Origin of the sequence: Uliginosibacterium paludis (genome assembly GCF_039631355.1) — a bacterium.
Lineage (GTDB): Bacteria > Pseudomonadota > Gammaproteobacteria > Burkholderiales > Rhodocyclaceae > Uliginosibacterium > Uliginosibacterium paludis.
Genome location: NZ_JBDIVF010000001.1, coordinates 941,176 through 961,752 on the forward strand (window position 1 = coordinate 941,176; position 20,577 = coordinate 961,752).

21 protein-coding genes are annotated in these 20,577 nt (G+C 63.8%); 7 read left to right on the forward strand and 14 right to left on the reverse strand.

Translation table 11 applies throughout. The annotated features are described in order from the left end of the window. Positions 1-16: 16 nt before the first annotated feature. The 7 genes from hprK to recA all read right to left on the reverse strand — a co-directional run bounded on the left by hprK (position 17) and on the right by recA (position 5,634). Positions 17-964, reverse strand: a complete 948-nt coding sequence (gene hprK / locus ABDB87_RS04555; RefSeq protein WP_345924466.1) for an HPr(Ser) kinase/phosphatase — start codon at positions 962-964, stop codon at positions 17-19. Further along, positions 933-1,418 (reverse strand): PTS sugar transporter subunit IIA, encoded by a 486-nt coding sequence (locus ABDB87_RS04560; RefSeq protein WP_345924468.1) that lies wholly within the window; start codon positions 1,416-1,418, stop codon positions 933-935. The genes hprK and ABDB87_RS04560 overlap by 32 nt, the downstream gene beginning before the upstream one ends. 133 nt (positions 1,419-1,551) lie before the next feature. Next, positions 1,552-1,884, reverse strand: a complete 333-nt coding sequence (gene hpf, locus ABDB87_RS04565; protein WP_345924470.1) for a ribosome hibernation-promoting factor, HPF/YfiA family — start codon at positions 1,882-1,884, stop codon at positions 1,552-1,554. 17 nt (positions 1,885-1,901) lie between these two features. Then, on the reverse strand, positions 1,902-3,410 hold the full coding sequence (locus ABDB87_RS04570; RefSeq protein ID WP_345924472.1) for an RNA polymerase factor sigma-54: 1,509 nt from the start codon (positions 3,408-3,410) through the stop codon (positions 1,902-1,904). 30 nt (positions 3,411-3,440) lie between these two features. Further along, positions 3,441-4,163 (reverse strand): LPS export ABC transporter ATP-binding protein, encoded by a 723-nt coding sequence (lptB, locus tag ABDB87_RS04575; protein ID WP_345924473.1) that lies wholly within the window; start codon positions 4,161-4,163, stop codon positions 3,441-3,443. Next, positions 4,141-4,611: a recombination regulator RecX gene (recX, locus tag ABDB87_RS04580; protein ID WP_345924474.1), complete on the reverse strand. Its 471-nt coding sequence runs from the start codon at positions 4,609-4,611 to the stop codon at positions 4,141-4,143. The genes lptB and recX overlap by 23 nt, the downstream gene beginning before the upstream one ends. Positions 4,612-4,614: 3 nt before the next feature. Continuing rightward, positions 4,615-5,634, reverse strand: coding sequence for a recombinase RecA (gene recA / locus ABDB87_RS04585; RefSeq protein WP_345924475.1), 1,020 nt, complete (start codon positions 5,632-5,634; stop codon positions 4,615-4,617). Positions 5,635-5,890: 256 nt separating this feature from the next. Between recA and ABDB87_RS04590 the strand changes: the two genes are divergently transcribed. The 3 genes from ABDB87_RS04590 (at position 5,891) to ABDB87_RS04600 (ending at position 11,187) form a co-directional block, all read left to right on the forward strand. Beyond that, positions 5,891-7,252 carry an efflux RND transporter periplasmic adaptor subunit gene (locus ABDB87_RS04590; RefSeq protein WP_345924477.1) on the forward strand — a complete coding sequence of 454 codons (1,362 nt, stop codon included), beginning with the start codon at positions 5,891-5,893 and terminating at the stop codon, positions 7,250-7,252. Next, positions 7,249-10,323, forward strand: a complete 3,075-nt coding sequence (locus tag ABDB87_RS04595) for an efflux RND transporter permease subunit (protein WP_345924479.1) — start codon at positions 7,249-7,251, stop codon at positions 10,321-10,323. The genes ABDB87_RS04590 and ABDB87_RS04595 overlap by 4 nt, the downstream gene beginning before the upstream one ends. Before the next feature lie 105 nt (positions 10,324-10,428). Beyond that, positions 10,429-11,187 (forward strand): NYN domain-containing protein, encoded by a 759-nt coding sequence (locus tag ABDB87_RS04600; protein WP_345924481.1) that lies wholly within the window; start codon positions 10,429-10,431, stop codon positions 11,185-11,187. On the opposite strand, the gene ABDB87_RS04605 is transcribed toward ABDB87_RS04600, so the two are convergent. The 7 genes from ABDB87_RS04605 to ribBA form a co-directional block, all read right to left on the reverse strand. Further along, positions 11,167-11,655 (reverse strand): CinA family protein, encoded by a 489-nt coding sequence (locus ABDB87_RS04605; protein ID WP_345924483.1) that lies wholly within the window; start codon positions 11,653-11,655, stop codon positions 11,167-11,169. The genes ABDB87_RS04600 and ABDB87_RS04605 overlap by 21 nt on opposite strands. Beyond that, positions 11,645-12,223: an HD domain-containing protein gene (locus tag ABDB87_RS04610; protein WP_345924485.1), complete on the reverse strand. Its 579-nt coding sequence runs from the start codon at positions 12,221-12,223 to the stop codon at positions 11,645-11,647. Before ABDB87_RS04610 ends, ABDB87_RS04605 begins: the two co-directional genes overlap by 11 nt. Continuing rightward, the gene (locus tag ABDB87_RS04615; protein WP_345924487.1) at positions 12,220-12,714 is read right to left on the reverse strand and encodes a phosphatidylglycerophosphatase A family protein; all 495 of its coding nucleotides are present in this window, start codon (positions 12,712-12,714) and stop codon (positions 12,220-12,222) included. Before ABDB87_RS04615 ends, ABDB87_RS04610 begins: the two co-directional genes overlap by 4 nt. Positions 12,715-12,761: 47 nt before the next feature. Next, positions 12,762-13,724 (reverse strand): thiamine-phosphate kinase, encoded by a 963-nt coding sequence (gene thiL, locus ABDB87_RS04620; RefSeq protein WP_345924489.1) that lies wholly within the window; start codon positions 13,722-13,724, stop codon positions 12,762-12,764. 90 nt (positions 13,725-13,814) lie between these two features. Then, positions 13,815-14,282, reverse strand: coding sequence for a transcription antitermination factor NusB (gene nusB, locus ABDB87_RS04625; RefSeq protein WP_345924490.1), 468 nt, complete (start codon positions 14,280-14,282; stop codon positions 13,815-13,817). Continuing rightward, a complete protein-coding gene (gene ribH / locus ABDB87_RS04630) occupies positions 14,279-14,752 on the reverse strand; it encodes a 6,7-dimethyl-8-ribityllumazine synthase (protein ID WP_345924492.1) in 474 nt (157 codons plus the stop codon). Before ribH ends, nusB begins: the two co-directional genes overlap by 4 nt. A 15-nt stretch (positions 14,753-14,767) precedes the next feature. Further along, positions 14,768-15,874, reverse strand: a complete 1,107-nt coding sequence (gene ribBA, locus ABDB87_RS04635; RefSeq protein ID WP_345924494.1) for a bifunctional 3,4-dihydroxy-2-butanone-4-phosphate synthase/GTP cyclohydrolase II — start codon at positions 15,872-15,874, stop codon at positions 14,768-14,770. A gap of 383 nt (positions 15,875-16,257) precedes the next feature. Between ribBA and gshA the strand changes: the two genes are divergently transcribed. The 4 genes from gshA to ABDB87_RS04655 all read left to right on the forward strand — a co-directional run bounded on the left by gshA (position 16,258) and on the right by ABDB87_RS04655 (position 20,573). Then, the gene (gene gshA / locus ABDB87_RS04640) at positions 16,258-17,550 is read left to right on the forward strand and encodes a glutamate--cysteine ligase (RefSeq protein WP_345924496.1); all 1,293 of its coding nucleotides are present in this window, start codon (positions 16,258-16,260) and stop codon (positions 17,548-17,550) included. Then, positions 17,547-18,488, forward strand: coding sequence for a glutathione synthase (gshB, locus tag ABDB87_RS04645; protein WP_345924498.1), 942 nt, complete (start codon positions 17,547-17,549; stop codon positions 18,486-18,488). The genes gshA and gshB overlap by 4 nt, the downstream gene beginning before the upstream one ends. Positions 18,489-18,617: 129 nt before the next feature. Next, positions 18,618-19,487: a M48 family metalloprotease gene (locus ABDB87_RS04650; protein WP_345924500.1), complete on the forward strand. Its 870-nt coding sequence runs from the start codon at positions 18,618-18,620 to the stop codon at positions 19,485-19,487. Positions 19,488-19,514: 27 nt separating this feature from the next. Continuing rightward, positions 19,515-20,573: an FAD:protein FMN transferase gene (locus ABDB87_RS04655; protein WP_385918109.1), complete on the forward strand. Its 1,059-nt coding sequence runs from the start codon at positions 19,515-19,517 to the stop codon at positions 20,571-20,573. Positions 20,574-20,577 lie beyond the last annotated feature (4 nt).

Here is a 20,577-nt window from a genome sequence, read left to right on the forward strand (position 1 = left end):
TACACCGAGACCGCATTCAGTTGTCGTAGGGCGCTTCCCGGTCCAGGATTTCACGTTGCCGCTGGATGAACTCCTGAGTGGAGTCGATGCCCCGCAACTGCAGAATGGTGTTGCGAACAGCGGCCTCCAACAGCACCGAGAGGTTACGGCCGGCCGCAACGGGCAGTACAACGCGACGAATGCGGACGCCGAGGATGTCCTGTGAATCATCGTCATCGAGCGAGAGTCGCAGCGGCTCATCCTGCCCGCTGCCGCGCCGCTGCAAATGGGCGATGAGCTTGAGCTTCATCTTGCGCCGGCAGGCCGTTTCGCCAAAGATCGTGCGGATGTTGAGAATGCCAAGCCCGCGCACCTCGAGAAAATCCTTCAGCAACTCCGGACAGCGCCCTTCGAGCACGCCTGCAGCGACCCGCGAGATTTCGACCACATCGTCCGCCACCAGACCGTGACCGCGCGAAATGAGCTCCAGCGCAAGCTCTGATTTACCCGCGCCCGAGTCACCGGTGATGAGTACGCCGACACCCAGCACATCCATGAACACGCCATGCAGCGATATGCGCTCGGCCAGTGTGCGGGAAAGGTAGGCCCGCAGCACTTCGATCACGCGCGCGGACTCGAGCGGCGAGGCCATAACCGGCACCCCGGCAAGCTCGCAGGCTCGCCGGACGATGTCCGGCACTTCGCAGTCGTCCGCCACGATCACGCCAGGCGGGCGGGATGAGAGCATGTCCTGCAGGTAATTTTCGAGGCGGGTTTTAGTCTGCCGGCGTGCCCAGGCGAACTCGGCCTCGCCCATGATCTGCAGGCGACTCGGGTGGATCAGGTTGAGGTGACCCACCAGGTCGGCAGGCCAGACCCGGTCATCCACCACGCTCAGGAAGGAATCGAGACGCCCTGCCACATGGCGCAGCTGCAAGGCTGCGCGATTCGTTTCAAACAGCTGAGCTACGCTCGCTCGCCGCATGGGTACTCCAGTTCTCGAACGCCTGCATCACGGCCGCTGCGTCCGGAGCAAGCAGCAGCAGGTCACGGAAAGATTTGTCGCTGAAACGCTGCGCCAGCTCCGCCAACAAGCGCAGGTGGGTTTCATTGGCTTGTTCGGGCACCAGCATGACAAAGAACAGGCGGACGGGCTCACCATCAGGCGCATCAAACGGCATCGGCGCAGCCGGCCGCACAAAAGCGCCGAGCGGCGCCTTGAGCCCCTTGATGCGCTGATGGGGGATTGCGATTCCCATGCCCAGTGCTGTCGAACCCAGCGCCTCCCGCTGCTTGAGCCCGTCGCTGATCTTGCGGGCGGCAATCCCGCTGTCGCGCTCGAACAGACCGCTGACCAGGGAAAACAGTTCGTCCCGGTTGCCGGTCGGCACATCCATGCAGACGCGGGGCAGGCTGAGAATGGAGGAAATCAGATCCATGCGGGCTCTAACAGCACAACGGCGAGTCTCTCAAGGATGACTCGCCGCTATCAGGTTGCAATCTGGATGAAAGGTTTTCTTCATCCGCGGGTCACGGCCATTATATGCTGGCCCCGACCCGCTGTCGGAAGTTTCAGGTCGTACTCTCTGCGCCCTGCTGACGCTTCATGGAATCATGTCCGTGATCTGCCGCCTTCTCCTTGTGCTTGACGACCTGGCGGTCCAGCTTGTCGGCCATCGCATCAATGGCTGCATACAGATCGTCATCTTCGCTTTCGACATGAATGTCACGACCACGGACGTGAACCGTGACTTCCGCACGCTGGCGGAGCTTCTGTACCGAGAGGATTACATGGGTCGCCGTGACATGGTCAAAATGGCGAATCACCCGATCGAGCTTGGAAATCACATACTCGCGAAGAGCAGGGGTCACTTCCAGATGATGGCCGGTGATGTTGAGATTCATAAAGCACTCCTCTCCAGTTAGATCGACTTGCGCTGACTGACCGGCGGGATGTTGAGAGACTCGCGATACTTTGCAATCGTACGACGTGCCACGACAATCCCCTGCTGGCCCAACAATTCGGCAATCCGCGCGTCCGACAGGGGTTTTTTCCCGTCTTCCGCGGCGACCAGCTGGCGAATCAGCGCCCGTATCGCCGTAGCCGAACATGCCCCACCGGTATCGGTGGACACATGGCTGCCGAAAAAGTATTTCAGTTCGAAGACACCCCGGGGACTGGCCATGTACTTCTGGGTGGTGACCCGGGAAACGGTGGATTCGTGGAGCTCAAGCTCCTCCGCGATCTCCCGCAGGGTAAGGGGGCGCATGGCAACTTCGCCATGGTCGAAAAACTGTCGCTGCCGGTCCACAATGGCCTGCGAAACACGCAGGATCGTGTCGAAGCGCTGCTGCACATTCTTGATCAACCACTTTGCCTCCTGAAGCTGGGACGACAGTGAACTACTTACGCCCCTGTTCTGCTGGAGGATATCGGCGTAGACCCGATGGATACGCAAACGCGGCATGGCCTCAGGATTGAGGCTGACCGTCCAGCCGCTGCGCAGCTTGCGTACGACCACATCGGGAACTACGTAACGCGCTTCGACCTGCGCAAACTGGGCTCCAGGACGCGGATTCAGGCTGCAGATCAGATCCTGGGCGCTGCGCAGCGCATCATCACTGCAACCCAGCTTGCGCTTGAGGCGGGCGAAATCCCGCGCAGCCAGGAGTTCAAGATTGCCATCCGTAATCTGCAAGGCATGGCGACGGCTTTCGCTCTCGGGCAAGGCCTTGAGCTGCAGCGTCAGGCACTCCTGCAGGTTGCGCGCGCCAATCCCGGAAGGCTCGAGGTTCTGAACCTGCCGCAAGGCGATATTCAACTCATCGAGCTCAACCTCCCACTCGGCCGGAATCAGCGGCAGCAGCTCCTCGAGATCCTGCATGAGCAGACCATCCTCATCGAGCGCTTCGATGATGAACTGGACGAGTACGCGATCCCGGTCCGACAGCGGCATGAGCGCCACCTGTCCGAGCAGATGCTCGCGAAGCGATGTGGCCGCGGCCTGAAACTCCTGGAAATCGCTTTCGTCGTCGTCATTGTTGTTGCGCGACGAACCCTCGCTGCGCCACTCGGCGGCCTCGCCGATGTCGTCATCCGAAACGCTGTCATAGGCTTCGCCGATACTGTCTGGCATCTCGGTGACACCGGGCGTATCGGGAGCCTCGTCATCTCCGCCGGAAGACTGCCCGCGATCGCTGCTGAACTCCTCACCCGCCGTCGCGAGGCTGCCTTCGCTGCGATCCACGACAGGCGCGACTTCCCCTTCTTCCTCGCCCCCCTCGCGCTCGAGCATCGGGTTTTCAAGCAGGATGCGCTCGATCTCCTGATTCAGTTCCAGCGTGGAAAGCTGAAGCAGCTTGATGGACTGTTGCAGCTGCGGGGTCAGCGCAAGCTGCTGGGACATTCGGAGCTGAAGCGAAGGTTTCATGCGCCAGGCAAAAGAGGTGAAAGGGCGAAATCAGAGTCTGAAGTGCTCACCGAGATAGACCTGTCGGACCTGGTCGTTCTGGATGATGTGCTCAGGCGTCCCACCGGCCAGCACCTCGCCGGTATTGATGATATAGGCATGGTCACAAATGCCAAGCGTCTCGCGGACATTGTGATCAGTGATCAGCACGCCAATCCCGCGTGCCTTGAGATACCCGATGATTTTCTGGATGTCGATCACGGCGATCGGGTCGACACCGGCAAAAGGTTCGTCAAGCAGGATCAGGCGCGGTCGTGTGGCAAGCGCGCGGGCAATTTCGACGCGCCGTCGCTCACCACCGGAGAGCGACATGGCCGTAGCCTCGCGCAAGTGACCGATATTGAGTTCTTCGAGCAACTCGTCGAGTCGCTTGTCCATTTCGGCCTTGCCCAGCTTCTGCAGCTCCAGCACGGCCATGATGTTTTCGGAAACCGAGAGCTTGCGGAAAACGGAGTTCTCCTGCGGCAGATAGGACAGCCCCTGCTGCGCACGCTTGTGCATCGGCCAGTGCGTGAGCTCCGTGCCGTCAAGATGGATGCTGCCGCCGTCGGCTCGAACGAGGCCAACGATCATGTAGAAACAGGTCGTCTTGCCTGCACCATTGGGGCCCAGCAGACCCACCACCTCACCACTGCCCACCTGGAAAGAAACATCCTGCACGACCGTGCGGGACTTGTAGCGCTTCTTCAGGTTACTGACCCTCAGCAGACTCATCAAACGGCTCTTTCAACAATTTCCGGATTACATCGACCGCAAATCCTCTTGCTTGCATGAAACGCGCCTGGCGCGCCCACTCCTTGCGATCCTGCGGTATCTGACCAAACTTGCGGGCCCAGATGGCGCGTGCGCGATCCAGTTCGTCCGCGGGCAGTGTCTCGCCCATCGCATCCGCTGCCAGCTCTGAGGCGACACCGCGCTCTTCGAGCTCGCGCCGGATCCGCCCCGCGCCGAAGCGCCCGCCCCGGCTCCTGACAAAACTTTCGGCAAACCGCTGATCCGACTGGAAACCGCTCTCCTGCATGCGATCGAGCACGGCTTCCACATCATCGCCTTCCTGTGCTTTCGACGCCAGCTTCCGTCGCAATTCCTCACGCGAATGCTCGCGATTCGCAAGCATTCGCAAGGCCCTGGCGGCAAGCGAGCCAGACCCGGGCGGCTTCATCCCTTACTCCACGGATTCTGCCGTAGGAACGGCGGCCACGCCTACCGCCGCACGCACCTTGTTCTCGATCTCGACCGCCAGCGCCGGATTGGCACGCAGGAACTCGCGCGCATTGTCCTTGCCCTGGCCAATCTTTTCGCCGTTGTAGGCATACCACGCACCCGACTTGTCGACGATCTTCTGCTCCACGCCCATGTCGATGACTTCGCCCTCGCGCGAGATGCCTTCCCCGTAGAGGATATCGAAGTGCGCCTCCTTGAACGGCGGCGAAACCTTGTTTTTCACGACCTTGACCTTGGTCTCGGAACCGACGACTTCGTCACCCTTCTTGATCGTGCCGGTGCGGCGAATGTCGAGGCGGACCGACGCGTAGAACTTGAGCGCGTTGCCACCGGTGGTAGTTTCCGGATTGCCGAACATCACACCGATCTTCATGCGGATCTGGTTGATGAAGATGACCATGGTGTTGGTGCGCTTGATGTTGCCGGTGAGCTTGCGCAGCGCCTGGCTCATCAGGCGGGCTTGCAGGCCGGGCAACTGATCGCCCATTTCGCCTTCGATTTCGGCTTTGGGCGTAAGTGCGGCAACCGAGTCGATGACCACGATATCCACGCTGCCGGAGCGCACCAGCATATCGGCGATCTCAAGAGCCTGTTCGCCGGTATCGGGTTGCGAAATCAGCAGGTCCTCGACCCGGACGCCCAGCTTGGCGGCATATTGCACATCCAGCGCGTGCTCGGCATCGATGAAGGCAGCTGTGCCACCGAGCTTCTGCATCTCGGCAATGACCTGCAGGGTCAGCGTCGTCTTGCCCGAGGATTCCGGACCGTAGATTTCGACGACGCGGCCGCGCGGCAAGCCGCCAATCCCCAGCGCGATGTCCAGGCCGAGTGAACCGGTGGAGACGGCCTGGATGTTTTCCTCCAGCTTGCCATCGCCCAGCCGCATGATGGAACCCTTGCCGAACTGCTTCTCGATCTGGGAAAGCGCGGCGGCGAGCGCCTTGGCCTTGTTGTCGTCCATTGAACCGATCTCCTGAAGATGAATTTGATTATGGCACAGAGCTTGCGTGAGCGACCGGCCATCAAGCCCGGGCCGCGCAGTCTCGCCGGAAAGCTGTATGAATATACACCACGAAGGACTTGTGACAACAGCCGTGCGGAATGCAACGTCAAGGTGCGTTAAGAGCCTTGGCGTGACGCAGCCAGTTCAGCGAAGATCAACGCATCGCAGTGTCCTCACAACTCAGGCCCATGGCGGAAACGCCAGGATGAAAACGATGCCCCGCACCCCGCTTGTCCTGCTGCTTGTCCTTTCCGGATTGCTCGCGGCATGTCAGAAACATGATTCCGCTGCAGAAAAACAGCAAGACAGCAACGCCTCCGCTTCGTCCCGCGGGCAGAGTGATCGCGGCAACCGCATCCAGGTCGTCACCACGACCCGAAGCCGTGTCGAAACCGTTCCGCTGATGATCGAAGCCCAGGGCAATGTGCTGGCGCTGGATGAAGTGGACATCCGTCCGCAGAAGAACGGCATGATCACCGGGATCCATTTCCGGGAAGGTCAGGAGCTCAAGGCCGGGCAGCTGCTTTTCACGCTGGACGCGCGGGACGACGCCGCCAACGTCGGCAAGGCCGAAGCCGCCGTGGCCAGCGCGGACGCCGGCGTCGCGATCGCCCGACGGGATCTCGCCCGCTCTCAGGAACTCTTCGAGAAGCAGTACATCGCGCCGTCAGCGCTCGACACCTCGCGCAACCGTCTCGACACCGCGCTCGCAAACCTGGGCCAGGCCAAGGCGGCGCTCGAGCAGGCGCGTGTCAGCCAGTCCTACACACGCATCACCGCGCCCTTCGACGGCCGCGCCGGCGTGATCAACGTGCGCCCCGGCAGTCTGGTGACGTCGAACTCCACCGCGACATCGATGGTGAAGCTCACCCGCATGAATCCGATCGGCGTGAGCTTCTCCATCAGCGAACGCGACATGCCGCCGCTGCTCGAAGCCCTGCGCAAGGGCAGCGTGCGACTCTCCGCCCGTACCAATGCGCAGGCCACGCTGAAGGGCGAAGTGATTTTCGTCGACAGCAATGTGGACAAGGCTTCCGGCACGCTGCTGGTGAAAGGTCGCCTCGATAACCGCGAGCGCCTCGTCTGGCCCGGCCAGTTCGTGAATGTCTCGGTTGAAGCAGGGGAGCTGCGCGACGTGGTCGTACTGCCGGCCCAGGCCGTCGTGAACGGGCCAAACAACCGTTTTGTCTATTCGGTGGGCGACGACCAGACCGTCGAACCGAAGCCGGTTGAAGTCCTCCGCATTGCCAACCAGAAAGCCGTTGTCTCGGGGATTCCCGGCGGCCTGAAAATCGTCCAGGAAGGCACGCAGAACCTGCGGCCGGGCGCAAAGATCCAGGAGTCGGGCAACGGCAAACGCGAGGACGGTGGCCGCAGGAAGGATGGCGGGCCGCGCGGAGAAGCCTCGGCCCCGGCGGCCGCAGACAAGGCCGGCGCGGCCGGCGGTGTCGAGATTCCGGCGGGTTTCCAGCCGAGAGACCCGGAGCGCTGGGCCAACGCGAATGACGATCAGAAGCGGGAAATCATCGCGCGCTGGCGCGAGCGTCAGGCAGCCAAGGCATCGGGGGCGCAATGAGGCTCTCCGAACAGAGTATCCACCGACCGGTAGCCACCACGCTGCTGTGGCTGTCGGTCATGCTGGCCGGTCTGGCCGCGTGGTTTCAGCTGCCCATCGCGGCGCTGCCTTCTTTCAACCAGCCGATCATCCAGGTCAGCGCGAGCCTGCCGGGCGCCAACCCGGAAACCATGGCGTCCTCGGTGGCCACAGTGCTGGAGCGCCAGTTCTCGACGATCTCCGGCCTCAAGATGATGACGTCGAGCAGCCAGCTTGGCAGCACCTCGATCACGCTGGAATTCATTCCCTCGCGCGACATCGATGCCGCGTCGGTCGACGTGCAGGCCGCCATCATGCGGGCCAACCGTCAGCTGCCCAAAGACATGACCAATCCGCCGAGCTACCGCAAGGTCAATCCGGCAGATGACCCCATCCTGTTCATCACCCTCGACTCACCCTCGATCTCGCTCGACCAGCTCAACGACTACGCCGACAACCTGATCTCGCCCACGCTCTCCACGCTGGACGGCGTGGCCCAGGTGTCGATCAACGGCCAGAAGCGCTATGCCGTGCGCATCACCGTCGACCCCGCCCGGCTGGCGGCACGCGACCTCTCGATCGGCGAGCTGTCGACCGCACTCGCCGCGGCGAACTCCAACACGCCGATGGGCTCGTTCGAGGGCAAGCGGCAGACCCTGGTCATCTCGGCCAACGACCAGCTCATGAATGCAAGAGATTTCTCGCGCATGATCGTGGCGGTGAAGAACGGGCAGCCGGTGCGCCTCACGGATGTGGCCACGGTGGAAGACAGCGTCGAGAACATCAAGAGCGCCAGCTGGGTCAATGGCAAGCGCGGCATCAACCTGCAGGTGCTGCGTCAGCCCAGTGCCAACACGGTGGCCGTGGTCGACGCGGTTCGCGCGGCCATCCCCAAGCTGCAATCCCAGCTGCCCGAGTCGGTCGACATCCAGATCCTCAACGACCGCTCCACGTCCATCCGCGATTCGATCCACGACGTCAGCCTCACGATGCTGCTGACCATCGGGCTCGTGATGCTGGTCATCCTGATGTTTCTGCGCCGGCTCTCGGCAACACTGATCCCGTCTGTTTCGCTGCCGGCCTCGCTTCTGGGCACCTTCGGCCTGATGCTCTGGTACGGCTACAGCCTCAACAACATTTCGCTGATGGGGCTGACGATCGCCATCGGTCTGGTGGTGGATGACGCCATCGTGGTGCTGGAAAACATCGTGCGCCACATCGAGAACGGCGAGAAACCCTTCCACGCGGCCGTGCGCGGTGTGCGGGAAGTCGGCTTCACGGTGGTCTCGATCTCGGTGTCGCTGGTGGCCGTGTTCATCCCCATCTTCTTCATGCCGGGCACCATCGGCCTGATGTTCCACGAGTTCGCGATCGTGGTGACACTGTCGATTGCGGTCTCCGCCCTCGCAGCACTGACCATCATCCCGATGCTCGCGGCGCGCTTCGTGCGCCACGGTCATGACGACGTCAAGACCCCCTGGTGGAGCCGGGCCTTCGAGCGCATGTTCGATGGCGTGCTCGGCGCCTATACCCGCAGCCTCGCCTGGACGCTCGGCAAGCGCTGGCTCATGCTGCTGCTCGCACTGGCCACCTGCGTGGGAACCGTCTGGCTCTACCTGATCATGCCAAAGGGATTTTTCCCGGACGAGGACATCAGCCAGGTTCGCGCGCCGGTCACGCCCGCCCAGGACATGTCCTGGGAAGCCACCCGGGATCTGGTGCTCCGCTATGACGAGAAAATCCGCGCCAATCCTGCCGTACTCGACGTAGTCTCGAACATGAACAGCAGCGGCAATCGCGGCTTCCTCTTCATCACGCTCAAGCCCAAGGGCGAGCGGCCGGCGATGAAGGAAGTGCTCGATCAGCTGCGCAAGGACACGGCCGGCATCGCAGGCGGCCAGGTCTCGTTCTCGGCCATCCAGAACCTGCGCCTAGGTGGCCGCAGCGCGAATGCCCGCTTCCAGTATACGCTGCAATCGGTCGACTACGACCTGGTCGCCAACCAGGCCGAACGCATGCAGCGCCGGCTGCGCGAATCGCCCTTGCTGAAAGACATCAACTCGGATGCCGAGCGGCGCGCGATCCAGGCACGGCTCGTCATCGACCGCGACCAGGCCCTGGCGCTCGGCGTCGACATGCAGAGCCTGCGCAATGTGCTCAACGCCTCCTTCGGCGAGCGCCAGGTCACCACGATCTATGCGCCGCAGGACAACTTCCCGGTCCTGCTGCAATGGGACGAAAAGTACCGTGCGGACGAGAGCGGGCTGGAGTTTCTGCGCGTGCGCTCCAAGACCGGACAGCTCGTCCCGGTCACCGCCTTCTCGCGCATCGAGCGCGCCTCGGTCAACAACACCGTCAACCACCAGGGGCAGATCGCGGCGGTCACGCTGTCCTTCAATCTGGCGCAGGACGTCACGCTTTCGCAGGCCATCGAGGAAGTCACCCGCATCAAGAACGAAATGGCCATGCCGGCCAACGTGTTCGGCTCCTTCGCGGGCGACGCCGCGGTGTATCAGGATTCGCAGAACAGCCAGCTGTGGCTGATCCTCATCGCCATCGCGGTCATCTATGTGGTGCTGGGCGTGCTGTATGAAAGCTGGATTCACCCGGTCACCATCCTCGCCGGCATTCCTTCCGCAGCGGTAGGCGCCCTGCTCTCGCTGCGGCTCGCCGGGCTGGAGCTCACCTTCATTGCCATGGTGGGCATCCTGCTCCTGATCGGGATCGTGAAGAAGAACGCGATCATGATGATCGACTTCGCACTCGAAGCGCAGCGCACGGAACACCTGTCGCCCGAGAAGGCGATTTCGGAAGCCAGCCGGCTGCGCTTCCGCCCGATCATGATGACGACGCTGGCCGCGATCATGGGCGCCCTGCCGATCGCGCTGGGCATCGGCGCCGGCGCCGAACTGCGCCAGCCGATGGGGGTCGCCATCGTCGGTGGGCTGATCTTCTCCCAGCTGATCACGCTCTACATCACACCGGCGCTCTTCCTCTCCTTCGACTGGCTGCAGCACAAGCTGGGGCTGTCCGGCAAGCACAGGCAGCACTGAGCTCGGGAGTCGGGAGTCGGGAGTCGGTCAAATTGTCCGTAAGCACCAGCCCGGGCGAAGACTCCCGCGTAAGATGGGAAACCCATCTTACGGCCAGGGACTGCCATGAACGGCTCCGATCGCTTCGTCGCCCTTTTCATTGATGCCGACAACGCTCCCGCCAGCCATGTCGACGTGATCCTCAACGAACTGGCGGGCTTCGGTACCGTCAGCATCCGCCGCGCCTATGGCAACTGGAAGGGCGAGCGGCTCAGCTCCTGGGAAAAGCTGCTGCATGAATATGCTATCCAGCCCATCCAGCAGTTCGACCTGACCAAGGGGAAAAACGCGACCGACATGGCGCTGGCCATCGATGCGATGGATGCCCTCTATTCGCGCCGGGTCGACGTGTTCGCGCTGGTGTCTTCCGACTCGGACTTCACGCCACTGGCCACGCGCCTGCAGGCCGACGGCAAGACCGTCGTCGGCTTCGGCGAGCGCAAGACGCCCTCACCCTTCGTCAATGCCTGCTCGAAGTTCCTCTATCTTGACCGGGAAGAAACGCCGCGCGACAGCAGCGAAGACGCCAGCATCAGCGTCCGGAAATGGGGCGCCAAGGAACTCAAGGGCGATGCCAAGCTCATCACCCTGCTGCGCAACGCCGTGCTCTCGGCCGAGAGCGATGACGGCTGGTCGCCGCTGGCCCGGGTCGGCAGCCTGATCGGCAATCAGGCCTCTTTCGACTCGCGCAACTACGGCTACAAGAAGCTGGCCGACATCTTCCGCGCCATCGATCTCTTCGAGCTGGAGCAGCGCAAAGGGCGCGGCCTGTGCATCCGGGACCGCCGCAGGGCGAAGACCGGCTCAGGCAGCAGCCAGACCTGAAACGCCTTCAAGCGCGACGCGAACCGCCGCCGCACGCACAGCCTGCCGGTCGCCGTCAAAGTGGCGGGTCACGCATGTTGCCGGATAGCCCCGGCGCTGCCAGCCAAAGCAGACCGTACCGACCGGTTTGTCCGGCGTTCCGCCGCCGGGCCCGGCAATGCCGGACACCGCAAGCGCGACATGCGCCACCGACTTCAGCAGGGCGCCCGCCAGCATCTCGCGCACGGTTTCCTCGCTGACGGCGCCATGCGCATGCAGCGTGAGCGGTGAAACCGCCAGCAGCTCGACCTTGGCCTCGTTCGAATAGGTCACGAAACCGCGATCGAACCAGGCGCTGGAGCCGGCAATCGCCGTCACCGCGCCGGCCACCAGGCCACCGGTGCAGGATTCCGCCGTCGTCAGCAGCCAGCGCCGCTGCGCGAGCAGCGCACCGAGCTGACGGGCCATGTCCTCGAATTCATCGCTCATGTCCTGCCTCCGCAAAATGTTGTTCCAGCCGCGGTCGCAGCAAGGCCCAGACGCCCGGCAACACCTCTGCCACGCAACGGAGCCGGGCCAGCACCTGCTCGAGCCGCACGCCATGCTGGCGCCAGCTCAGACCGTCATGACTCAGGTTGTGCAGCACCGGCACCAGGCGATCGAGCGCATTGGCATAGCGGGCCTCCGGCGTCTCGCAGGCTTCGAACTCTTCCCACAACTCGCGCAGCCGGCCCGATTCCGCGCCCGGCAAGGAACCGAGCAACTCAAGCAACGCCTGACGCTCGCGCGCTTCCGCCCCGGCGCGCGCCGCCGCATAGGCGAAGGTGTCACCGCAGCCGATCTCCGGCACATCATGCATCAGCATCAATAAGGCCGTGTGACGGGCATCCACCGGGAAAGCGCACTCCGCCTCCATGAACAGCGCACAGAGCGCGCAGTGCCAGCTGTGCTCCGCGCTGTTTTCCGGACGATTCATGCCGGAAGGCAGGGTGCGCCGCTCCACCGCCTTGAGGCCGTCGAGCTTCAGGATGAAGTCGAGCCGGGCGGCAGTACTCACGCCAGCACCCGGATGGCCAGCGCCATGAGCAGCAGCGTGTAGCCGGCCGCCAGCAGGTCATCGAACATCACGCCGAGGCCGTTCTTGAAGCGGCGGTCAGCCTGGCGGATGGGCCAGGGTTTGAGAATGTCAAAGAAGCGGAAGACCACCACGGCAGCCAGCTGCCACCACAGCGTGGCCGGCACGAAAAGCAGCACCAGCCATACCGCCACGAACTCGTCCCAGACGATCGAACCGTGATCCACCTCGCCCAGCGCGGCGCCGGTTTTCGCGATACAGGCTGCACCGGTAAAAAAGGCGATGACCAGCACGGCCAGCAGCAAGCCGGTCGGCAGCCCGGCCGGCAGCAGGGCGTACAGCCCCCAGGCCACGAAACTGCCCACCGTGCCCGGCGCCACCGGCGCCAGCCCGGCCCCGAAGCCCAGTGACACCAGGTGCGGCGGTTTGGAAAAAAGAAACGCAAGACCAGGACGATTGGAAACGGTATTCATGGCATTACCGGAAACGGCCGACGCTCATCGGCGCGGCAAACGGAAAATCAGGAAGCGCCGAAGTGATCGAAGCCCAGAGCCTCGACGCTCTCCGCCACACCATTGCCGCGCTGCAGCCACAGCCCCGGCTTGTCGAGAATGCGGCCGATGCGGTGCAGCGGCAGCTCGAGCTTGCGCGCCAGTGCCTCGATCTGGCCGCGCTGCTCACGCGGCACGGTAAACAGCAATTCGTAGTCGTCCCCGCCCGAGAGCAGGGCGCTCATCGCATGCTCGGTCCGGCGGCAGGCGGCCAGGAGTGGCGCAATCGGCAGACTGGTTTCCTCAAGCACCGCGCCGACACCCGAGCGCTCGAGAATATGGGAGAGATCACCCAGCATGCCGTCGGAGACATCCAGCATCGCACTTGCCAGCCCGCGCAGCTTGATGCCCAGCGCGACACGGGGCATCGGGCGGTGGAGGCGCTCGACGCAGGACTCCTGCCAGCCGCTGACCAACTCGAGCCCGTCGCGGAGGTGCGCCAGTCCGAGGGCGGCCATGCCGGGCCAACCGGAAATCCAGATGTCATCGCCGTGACGGGCGCCATCCCGACGGATGGCTTCGCCGGCAGGCAGCTCGCCGAAGATCGTCGGGCACAGGTTGAGCGGACCACGGGTGGTGTCGCCTCCGACCCAATCCACCACATAGGCTTCGCAGCAATCACGGAAGCCGCGGGCGAGCAGATCGATCCAGGCCTCATCGGCCGCGGGCAGGGCAATCGCCAGCGTGATCCAGCGCGGCTCGGCCCCCATCGCGGCCATGTCGGAAATATTGACCGCAGCAGCTTTCCAGCCAAGCAGGAAAGGATCGGCACCGGCAAAGAAATGGCGTCCCTCGACCAGCATGTCGGTCGAAATCGCGAGCTGCATGCCCGGGCGAGGCCGGATCAGCGCGGCGTCGTCCCCCGCCCCGAGCTCCGTGTGGCTGGTCGGCTGGTGGAAAAACCGCTGAATCAGTTCGAACTCGCCAGGCATGGTGTCAGGCAGCAGGGCTCAAGGCGCACAAGGCCGCATGACCGGAAGCACGGCGTCTTCCGTTCCGGCAGCCGGTGCAAGCCGGGGCGCTCAGCCCTTTCTCCCCTTCTGCTTGGCGGCATGTTCGACTTCCGCGGCACGCACGGTGGGGGCGAATTTGTCGAGCACGCCATTGATGTAGCGGTGCCCGTCGGTGCCACCGAAGGCCTTGGCCAGCTCGATGGCTTCGTTGATCACGACGCGGTAGGGCGTCTCGATACGGTGGGTGAGTTCATACGCCCCGAGCAGCAGGATCGCCCGCTCGATCGGCGAAATCTCCGCCAGCGGGCGATCGACGAAGGCTTCGATGCTGGCTTCCAGCGCATCGGCGTTGTTGGCCGCTCCGCGCAGCAGGACGAGCGCCAGCGGCTTGTCAGCCCGCGCCCACTCTTCGCTCTCCTGCTCGAGGTGGTCTTCGATCACCGGCAGGGAGTTGCCGCTCATGCGCCATTCATAGAGGCCCTGCATGGCCACTTCGCGCGCCAGGCGGCGCGGGGTTTTCTTCTGTTCTTCGCTCATGCGCGGATCGTCCTCAGCAGATTGGCCATTTCGATGGCGCACTCGGCGCATTCGCGCCCCTTGATTTCCATGCGGATTTCCGCCTGTTCATCGGTATTGGTGGTCAGCACTCCGTTGGCCACCGGAATGCCGGTGTCAAGCTGGACCTGGGTAATGCCGGAGGCCATTTCGTTGGACACGACCTCGAAGTGATAGGTGTCACCACGGATCACGGCGCCAAGCGCCACCATCGCATCGAAGCGCTTGGTCTGGGCCAGCGCCTGCAATGTCAGCGGCATTTCGAGCGCGCCGGGAACCTTGGTGACCAGAATGTCGGCTTCCGCGACGCCGTGTGCACGCAGCGTATCGAGGCAGCTGCCAAGCAGACCTTCGCCGATATTGGCGTTGAAACGGCCGGTCACGATGGCAATGCGCAGCCCCTTGCCTTCGAGGTTGGGCTGGAGCACGGAGATGTTTTCAAGACTGGGCATGTTGAGCGTACCTGTTCAGGCGTCGGGTTCTTCGTAACCGGTCACTTCGAGTCCGAAGCCGGTCATGCTGGGAATGCGGCGGGCGGTGGCCATGACGCGCATGCGGCCCACACCGAGATCGCGCAGGATCTGGGCGCCGATGCCGAAGAGGCGCGGATCCCATTTGGCGGCGGGCTTCGGCGCATCCTGCTTCACGCCCAGCGCAGCCAGCATTTCATCGGTGGTTTCGGGGCGGCGCAGCATGATCAGCACGCCGTGGCCAAAGGCCGCAATGCGACGCAGTGCGTCATCGATCGGAAAGCTGTGGCGGCTGCCGGCAGGGTCGAGAAAATCAAGCACCGAAACCGGCTCATGCACGCGCACGAGCGTTTCGACATCCGGCGTGAGCTCGCCCTTGTAGAGTGCGAGGTGCAGCTCGCCGGACGCGCGATCAGTGAAGGCTGCCAGACGGAACTCGCCGTGAGCGGTCTGCACCGGCTTGTCGGCCACGCGCTCCACGAGCTTCTCGACTGCCGCCCGGTAGTGGATCAGGTCGCGAATCGCGCCGATCTTCAGCCCATGCTGCTCCGCAAAGGGAATCAGGTCGGGCAGGCGCGACATGCTGCCGTCTTCGTTCATGATCTCGCAGATCACCGAGGCGGGTTCAAGCCCGGCGAGACCTGCCAGATCGCAGCCGGCTTCGGTATGCCCGGCGCGCACCAGCACGCCTCCCGGGCGAGCCTGGATCGGGAAGACATGGCCCGGCTGCACGATGTCGGCCGGTCGGGCATTGCGCGCCACCGCTGCCTGCACGGTGCGCGCGCGGTCTGCAGCGGAAATGCCGGTCGTCACGCCTTCGGCCGCCTCGATGGAGACGGTGAAGGCGGTGGTGAACTGGCTGCGGTTGTCACGCGCCATCGGGTTGAGGCCCAGCTGGCGGCAGCGCTCCTCGGTCAGCGTCAGGCAGATCAGACCCCGCGCATGACGGGCCATGAAGTTGATGGCCTCGGGCGTGACATGCTGCGCGGCAATGACGATATCGCCCTCGTTCTCGCGATCCTCGTCATCAATGAGGATCACCATCTTGCCCGCGCGGATGTCTTCGATGATGTCGCGGATGGGGGAAAGCTGTACGTTACTCATGACTGGTTTTCCATTCAGGCCCGCACGCGCCGTGCCGGACGCCGGAAAAGCCTGCCCGGCCGGCCCTGCACGGTACTGGCGCGGACGCGCCAGACGAAATTGACCGCGGGTTGATTGAAAAATGGCATCCCTGCACCCACTTGCTGGCGTGGCGACCGGACTCGGCGCGCGCGCCATCCCGCGAGGGATCGCACGCTGCGGCGCGGCCTGCAGCTGCGACGATTCCGGAAAACATGAAGGGAAGTACCATGGCTGGAAACGGAAGAACCGGATTTTACGCGAATCGCCGCATGCCCGCCGCTTTAAGACCGGCTCCTGCCGGATGGGTTACCATCCCATGCCCGGCAAGCCGCCCAACATTCCCCCGAGAAAAGAGGCTGTAAATGGTGCCGCATCTCACCACCGCCCTGTCCGGCCCGCTCCAGGAGCTGGAAAAACGTCTGCTTGGCAACGCCACCCGCATCGAACAATGGTTCCGTTCGGAGTGGATCGAGCACACGCCCCCCTTCTACGGTTCGGTTGATCTGCGCAACAGCGGCTTCAAGCTGGCGCCCGTCGACATGAACCTGTTTCCCGGCGGCTTCAATAATCTGTCGGACGACTTCCTGCCCTTGTGCGTGCAGGCAGCCCACGCCGCGGTGGAGCGTCTTTGTCCGGATGCCAGCCGTCTGCTGCTCATCCCGGAAAACCATACCCGCAACCTGTTCTATCTGCAGAACGTAGCGCGCATCGCCAGCATCCTCGGGCTGACCGGTCTGGAAGTGCGGATCGGCTCGCTGCTGCCGGACGTCACCGAGCCGACCCCGATCGAACTGCCTGACGGCAGCTCCCTGCTGCTGGAGCCGCTGGTGCGCCATGGCAACCGGCTCGGGCTCAAGGACTTCGACCCCTGCGCCGTGCTGCTCAACAATGATCTGTCCGCTGGTGCCCCGGCCCTCCTGCAGGGGCTTGAAGATCAGTGGCTGCTACCGCCGATCCATGCGGGCTGGGCCACCCGCCGCAAATCCAATCACTTTGCGGCCTATGACCAGGTCGCAGCGCGCTTTGCCCGCCTGCTCGATATCGACCCCTGGCTGGTCAATCCCTATTTCGGGCGTTGTGGCGAACTGAACTTCCACGACCGCACCGGCGAAGATTGCCTCGCCACCCAGGTCGATGCACTGCTCACGATGATCCGCCAGAAGTACGCCGAATACGGCATCAAGGAGACGCCCTTCGTGGTCGTTAAGGCAGACGCCGGCACCTACGGCATGGGCGTGATGACGGTGCGTGACGCGTCCGAAGTCGTCGGACTCAATCGCAAGCAACGCAACAAGATGAGCGTCATCAAGGAAGGCCAGCAGGTCTCCGAAGTCATCATCCAGGAAGGCGTGCACACGCTGGAAACCGTCAATGGCGGCGTGGCCGAGCCGGTGGTGTACATGATGGATCACTATGTCGTGGGCGGCTTCTACCGTGTCCACGGTGAGCGCGGGCGCGACGAGAATCTCAACGCGCCGGGCATGCATTTCGAGCCGCTGGCTTTCGAAACCTGCTGCAACGTGCCGGACTGCAAGAAGTCGACCGACGCGCCCCCGAACCGCTTCTACGCTTACGGCGTCATCGCCCGGCTCGCCCTGCTCGCGGCCGCCGTCGAAATCGAACAGACCGCTCCGGCAGAACTGGCCTCGGCATGAAGATCGCGTTCATCATCGATCCGCTTGACACGCTCAAGCCCTACAAGGACTCGAGCGTGGCCATGATGCGCGCCGCCCAGGCACGCGGCCACGCCCTCTTCACCATCCAGCGGGAATCGCTGGTGGTGCGCGACGGTCTGGTCAGCGCCCGCGCACTGCAGCTCAGCGTGAGCACCGACAATCATCAGTGGTATGAGCCCGGCGGCGAGGCGCTCCTTCCGCTGACGCATTTCGATGCCGTGCTGATGCGTCAGGACCCGCCCTTCGACGCGGAGTATGTTGCCGCGACCTGGATTCTGGAGCGGGCCGTTGCCCAGGGCGCTCGGGTGTTCAACAATCCGCGCGCCATTCGTGACCATTCCGAGAAGGTCTCGATCGCCGAGTTTCCGCAATTCACGCCGACCACACTGATCGCGCGCGAGGCCGCCAGCCTCAACGCGTTTATCGACGAACTCGGCGACACCATCCTGAAGCCGCTCGACGGCATGGGCGGCACCGGCATCTTCCGCGTCCGCAAGGAAGACCCGAACCGCAATGCCATCATCGAAACGCTGACCGCTGACGGCCAGCGCACGATCATGGCCCAACGCTACCTGCCGCAGATCACGGAGGGCGACAAGCGGGTGCTGCTGGTCGGAGGCGAAGTGATGCCCTACACCCTGGCACGGATTCCGATGGCCGGCGAAACACGAGGCAACCTTGCCGCAGGCGGCAAGGGTGTGGCCATGCCGATCACGCCACGCGAACAGGAAATCGCGACGGCCCTGGCACCCGTGCTCTGGGAGCGCGGACTCCTGCTTGTCGGGCTCGACATGATCGGAGGGCACCTGACCGAAATCAACGTGACCAGCCCGACCTGCATGGTGGAAATCGCCCAGCAGACCGGTTTCGACATCGCCCAGCGACTCATCGAGAAGCTCGAAACCCTGCCACGCTGAGTAAGGGCAGCCCTGTCAGGTTTTGTCCTGCACCCTTATTTGCGTACCGACGAAGGGGCGCGGCGTCAGTCCGGAATTTGACGCCCCGCATAATCAACTCATCCTTTCCACCTTCATGCGGCGGAATCAATGAGATTGTCCTTCGTCCCCGACTCGCTCAGGCTCAGCCCCACGAGTGCCCAGCACGCGCGGGCAGCCGAGGCCGGCGAGCCGGGCTGCACACCGGCGCGCCCGACCTCCCCTGTCCGCGCCCCGGTGCGTTTTTCCAGAGCGCTGCTTGCCGGCCTCCTCACTGCGGCGCTGCTCAGCGTGCTGAACCTCGCGCTGCCACGGCTGGGCAAATCGATCGCAAACAGCCTGCCGGCCAGCTGGATTCGCGATGCGTCACAACAGATGTCTGACAGCGCCGCGCGCCCCCATGCCGGTTTGCCGGTAGAGGCCGCCTCCGCCTCGCCACAGCAGGCCGACTTCGAACAGTTGCAGGCCCGCTTCGGCGCGCTTTCCGCCCCGGAAGCCGGAGCGCCGCCCTATCGCCTGGTGCTGAGCCGGGAGCCCTCCACCACCGCCCGCCTCATGAGCCTGCCGAGCGGAGACATCATCCTCAACGAACGTTTTCTCACCAGCGTGCCGGATCCGTCCGCAAGGATCGCCCTGCTCTGCGTAGAGCTGGGGCATCTCCAGTTGCGACACGCCTTGCGCAATGCGGTGGATCGCAAGCTGCTGCGGCTCAGCGCCGCGACCCTGCTCGGCAACGAGCCCGGCAGCATCAATGCGCTGGGCGCCGGTCTGGCGCTGGCCGACTACACGCCAGAGCAGCTCCTCGCCGCGGACAGATATGCAGAACAAATGCTCCTGGCCAATGACTTCGCGCCCGACCTGCTGATCCGGGCACTGGATCAGGCACCCGACAACACCTCGCCCGCGCAGTTCCAGCCCGCCGCCGCACAGCACCGCCAGTATCTCGCGCAGCGCATCGAAGCACTCCGCGCGGAGCACTGAAAGGCCCGACTGCCGTATCATGTGCGGATGCACAATCAGACAGGCAGACGTGGCCTCTGCCTCAGCTTCCTGCTGGCACTGGCAGCCGCGCTCCTGCTGAGCGGATGCGGCGACGGGCCACTGGTCCGCCAGGAATCCTACGTGTTCGGCACAAAAGTCGAAGTCGTCAGCTTCGGCAGCCCGGAACCCGAAGCGCGTGCGGCGCTCGCGGCAGTGCTGCGCGAATTCGACCGCCTCCATCGCAGCTACCATGCGTGGCAGGCTTCCGACCTCACCCGACTGAACGACGCGATCGCCCAGGGCAAGCCCGCACAGGTCGACGATGAAATGCTCCATCTGCTCGACGCATCGCGTCGTTACGCAACGCTCAGCGATGGACTTTTCGACCCGGCCATCGGTCATCTGATCGAGCTCTGGGGCTTTCACAGCGACACTTTCGTGCCGCGACTGCCTGACCCTGCAGCCGTTGCGGCGGCCGTCCGCGCGCACCCCAGCGTCCTGGACCTGGAGATCCGGGACCACACCGTAAGCAGCCGCAAAACGGCCGTGATGCTCGATCTCGGCGGCATCGCCAAGGGCTACGCACTGGACAGGGCCGCGGCCATCCTGCATGAACATGGCATCCGCAACGCCCTGATCAACATCGGCGGCAACGTGATGGCCCTCGGAACCAAAGGCAAGCAGACCTGGTCCGTAGGCATCCAGCATCCACGGACCCCAGGCCCCATGGCGACCCTTGCACTCTACGATGGCGAAGCCATCGGCACCTCCGGAGACTACCAGCGCTATTTCGATTTCGATGGCCGCCGCTACAGCCACCTGCTCGATCCGCAAAGTGGCGAACCGGCGCGGCACACCGAAGCCGTCACGATCCTGATCACTCCGGGCGAGGCCAGCGGCATGCGCTCGGATGTCTGCAGCAAACCCGTGTTCCTGGCAGACCAGCGCTGGCGCGACATGGCCCGCCGATGCGGCGTCGACCATGTTCTCAAGGTGGACTCGGCGGGGCGCGTGAGCGTCACGACGGCCATGCGGGCACGGCTGCGCTGGGTCTCCGGGATGCAGGCAGACACGGTGGTAGAGTAAAAAT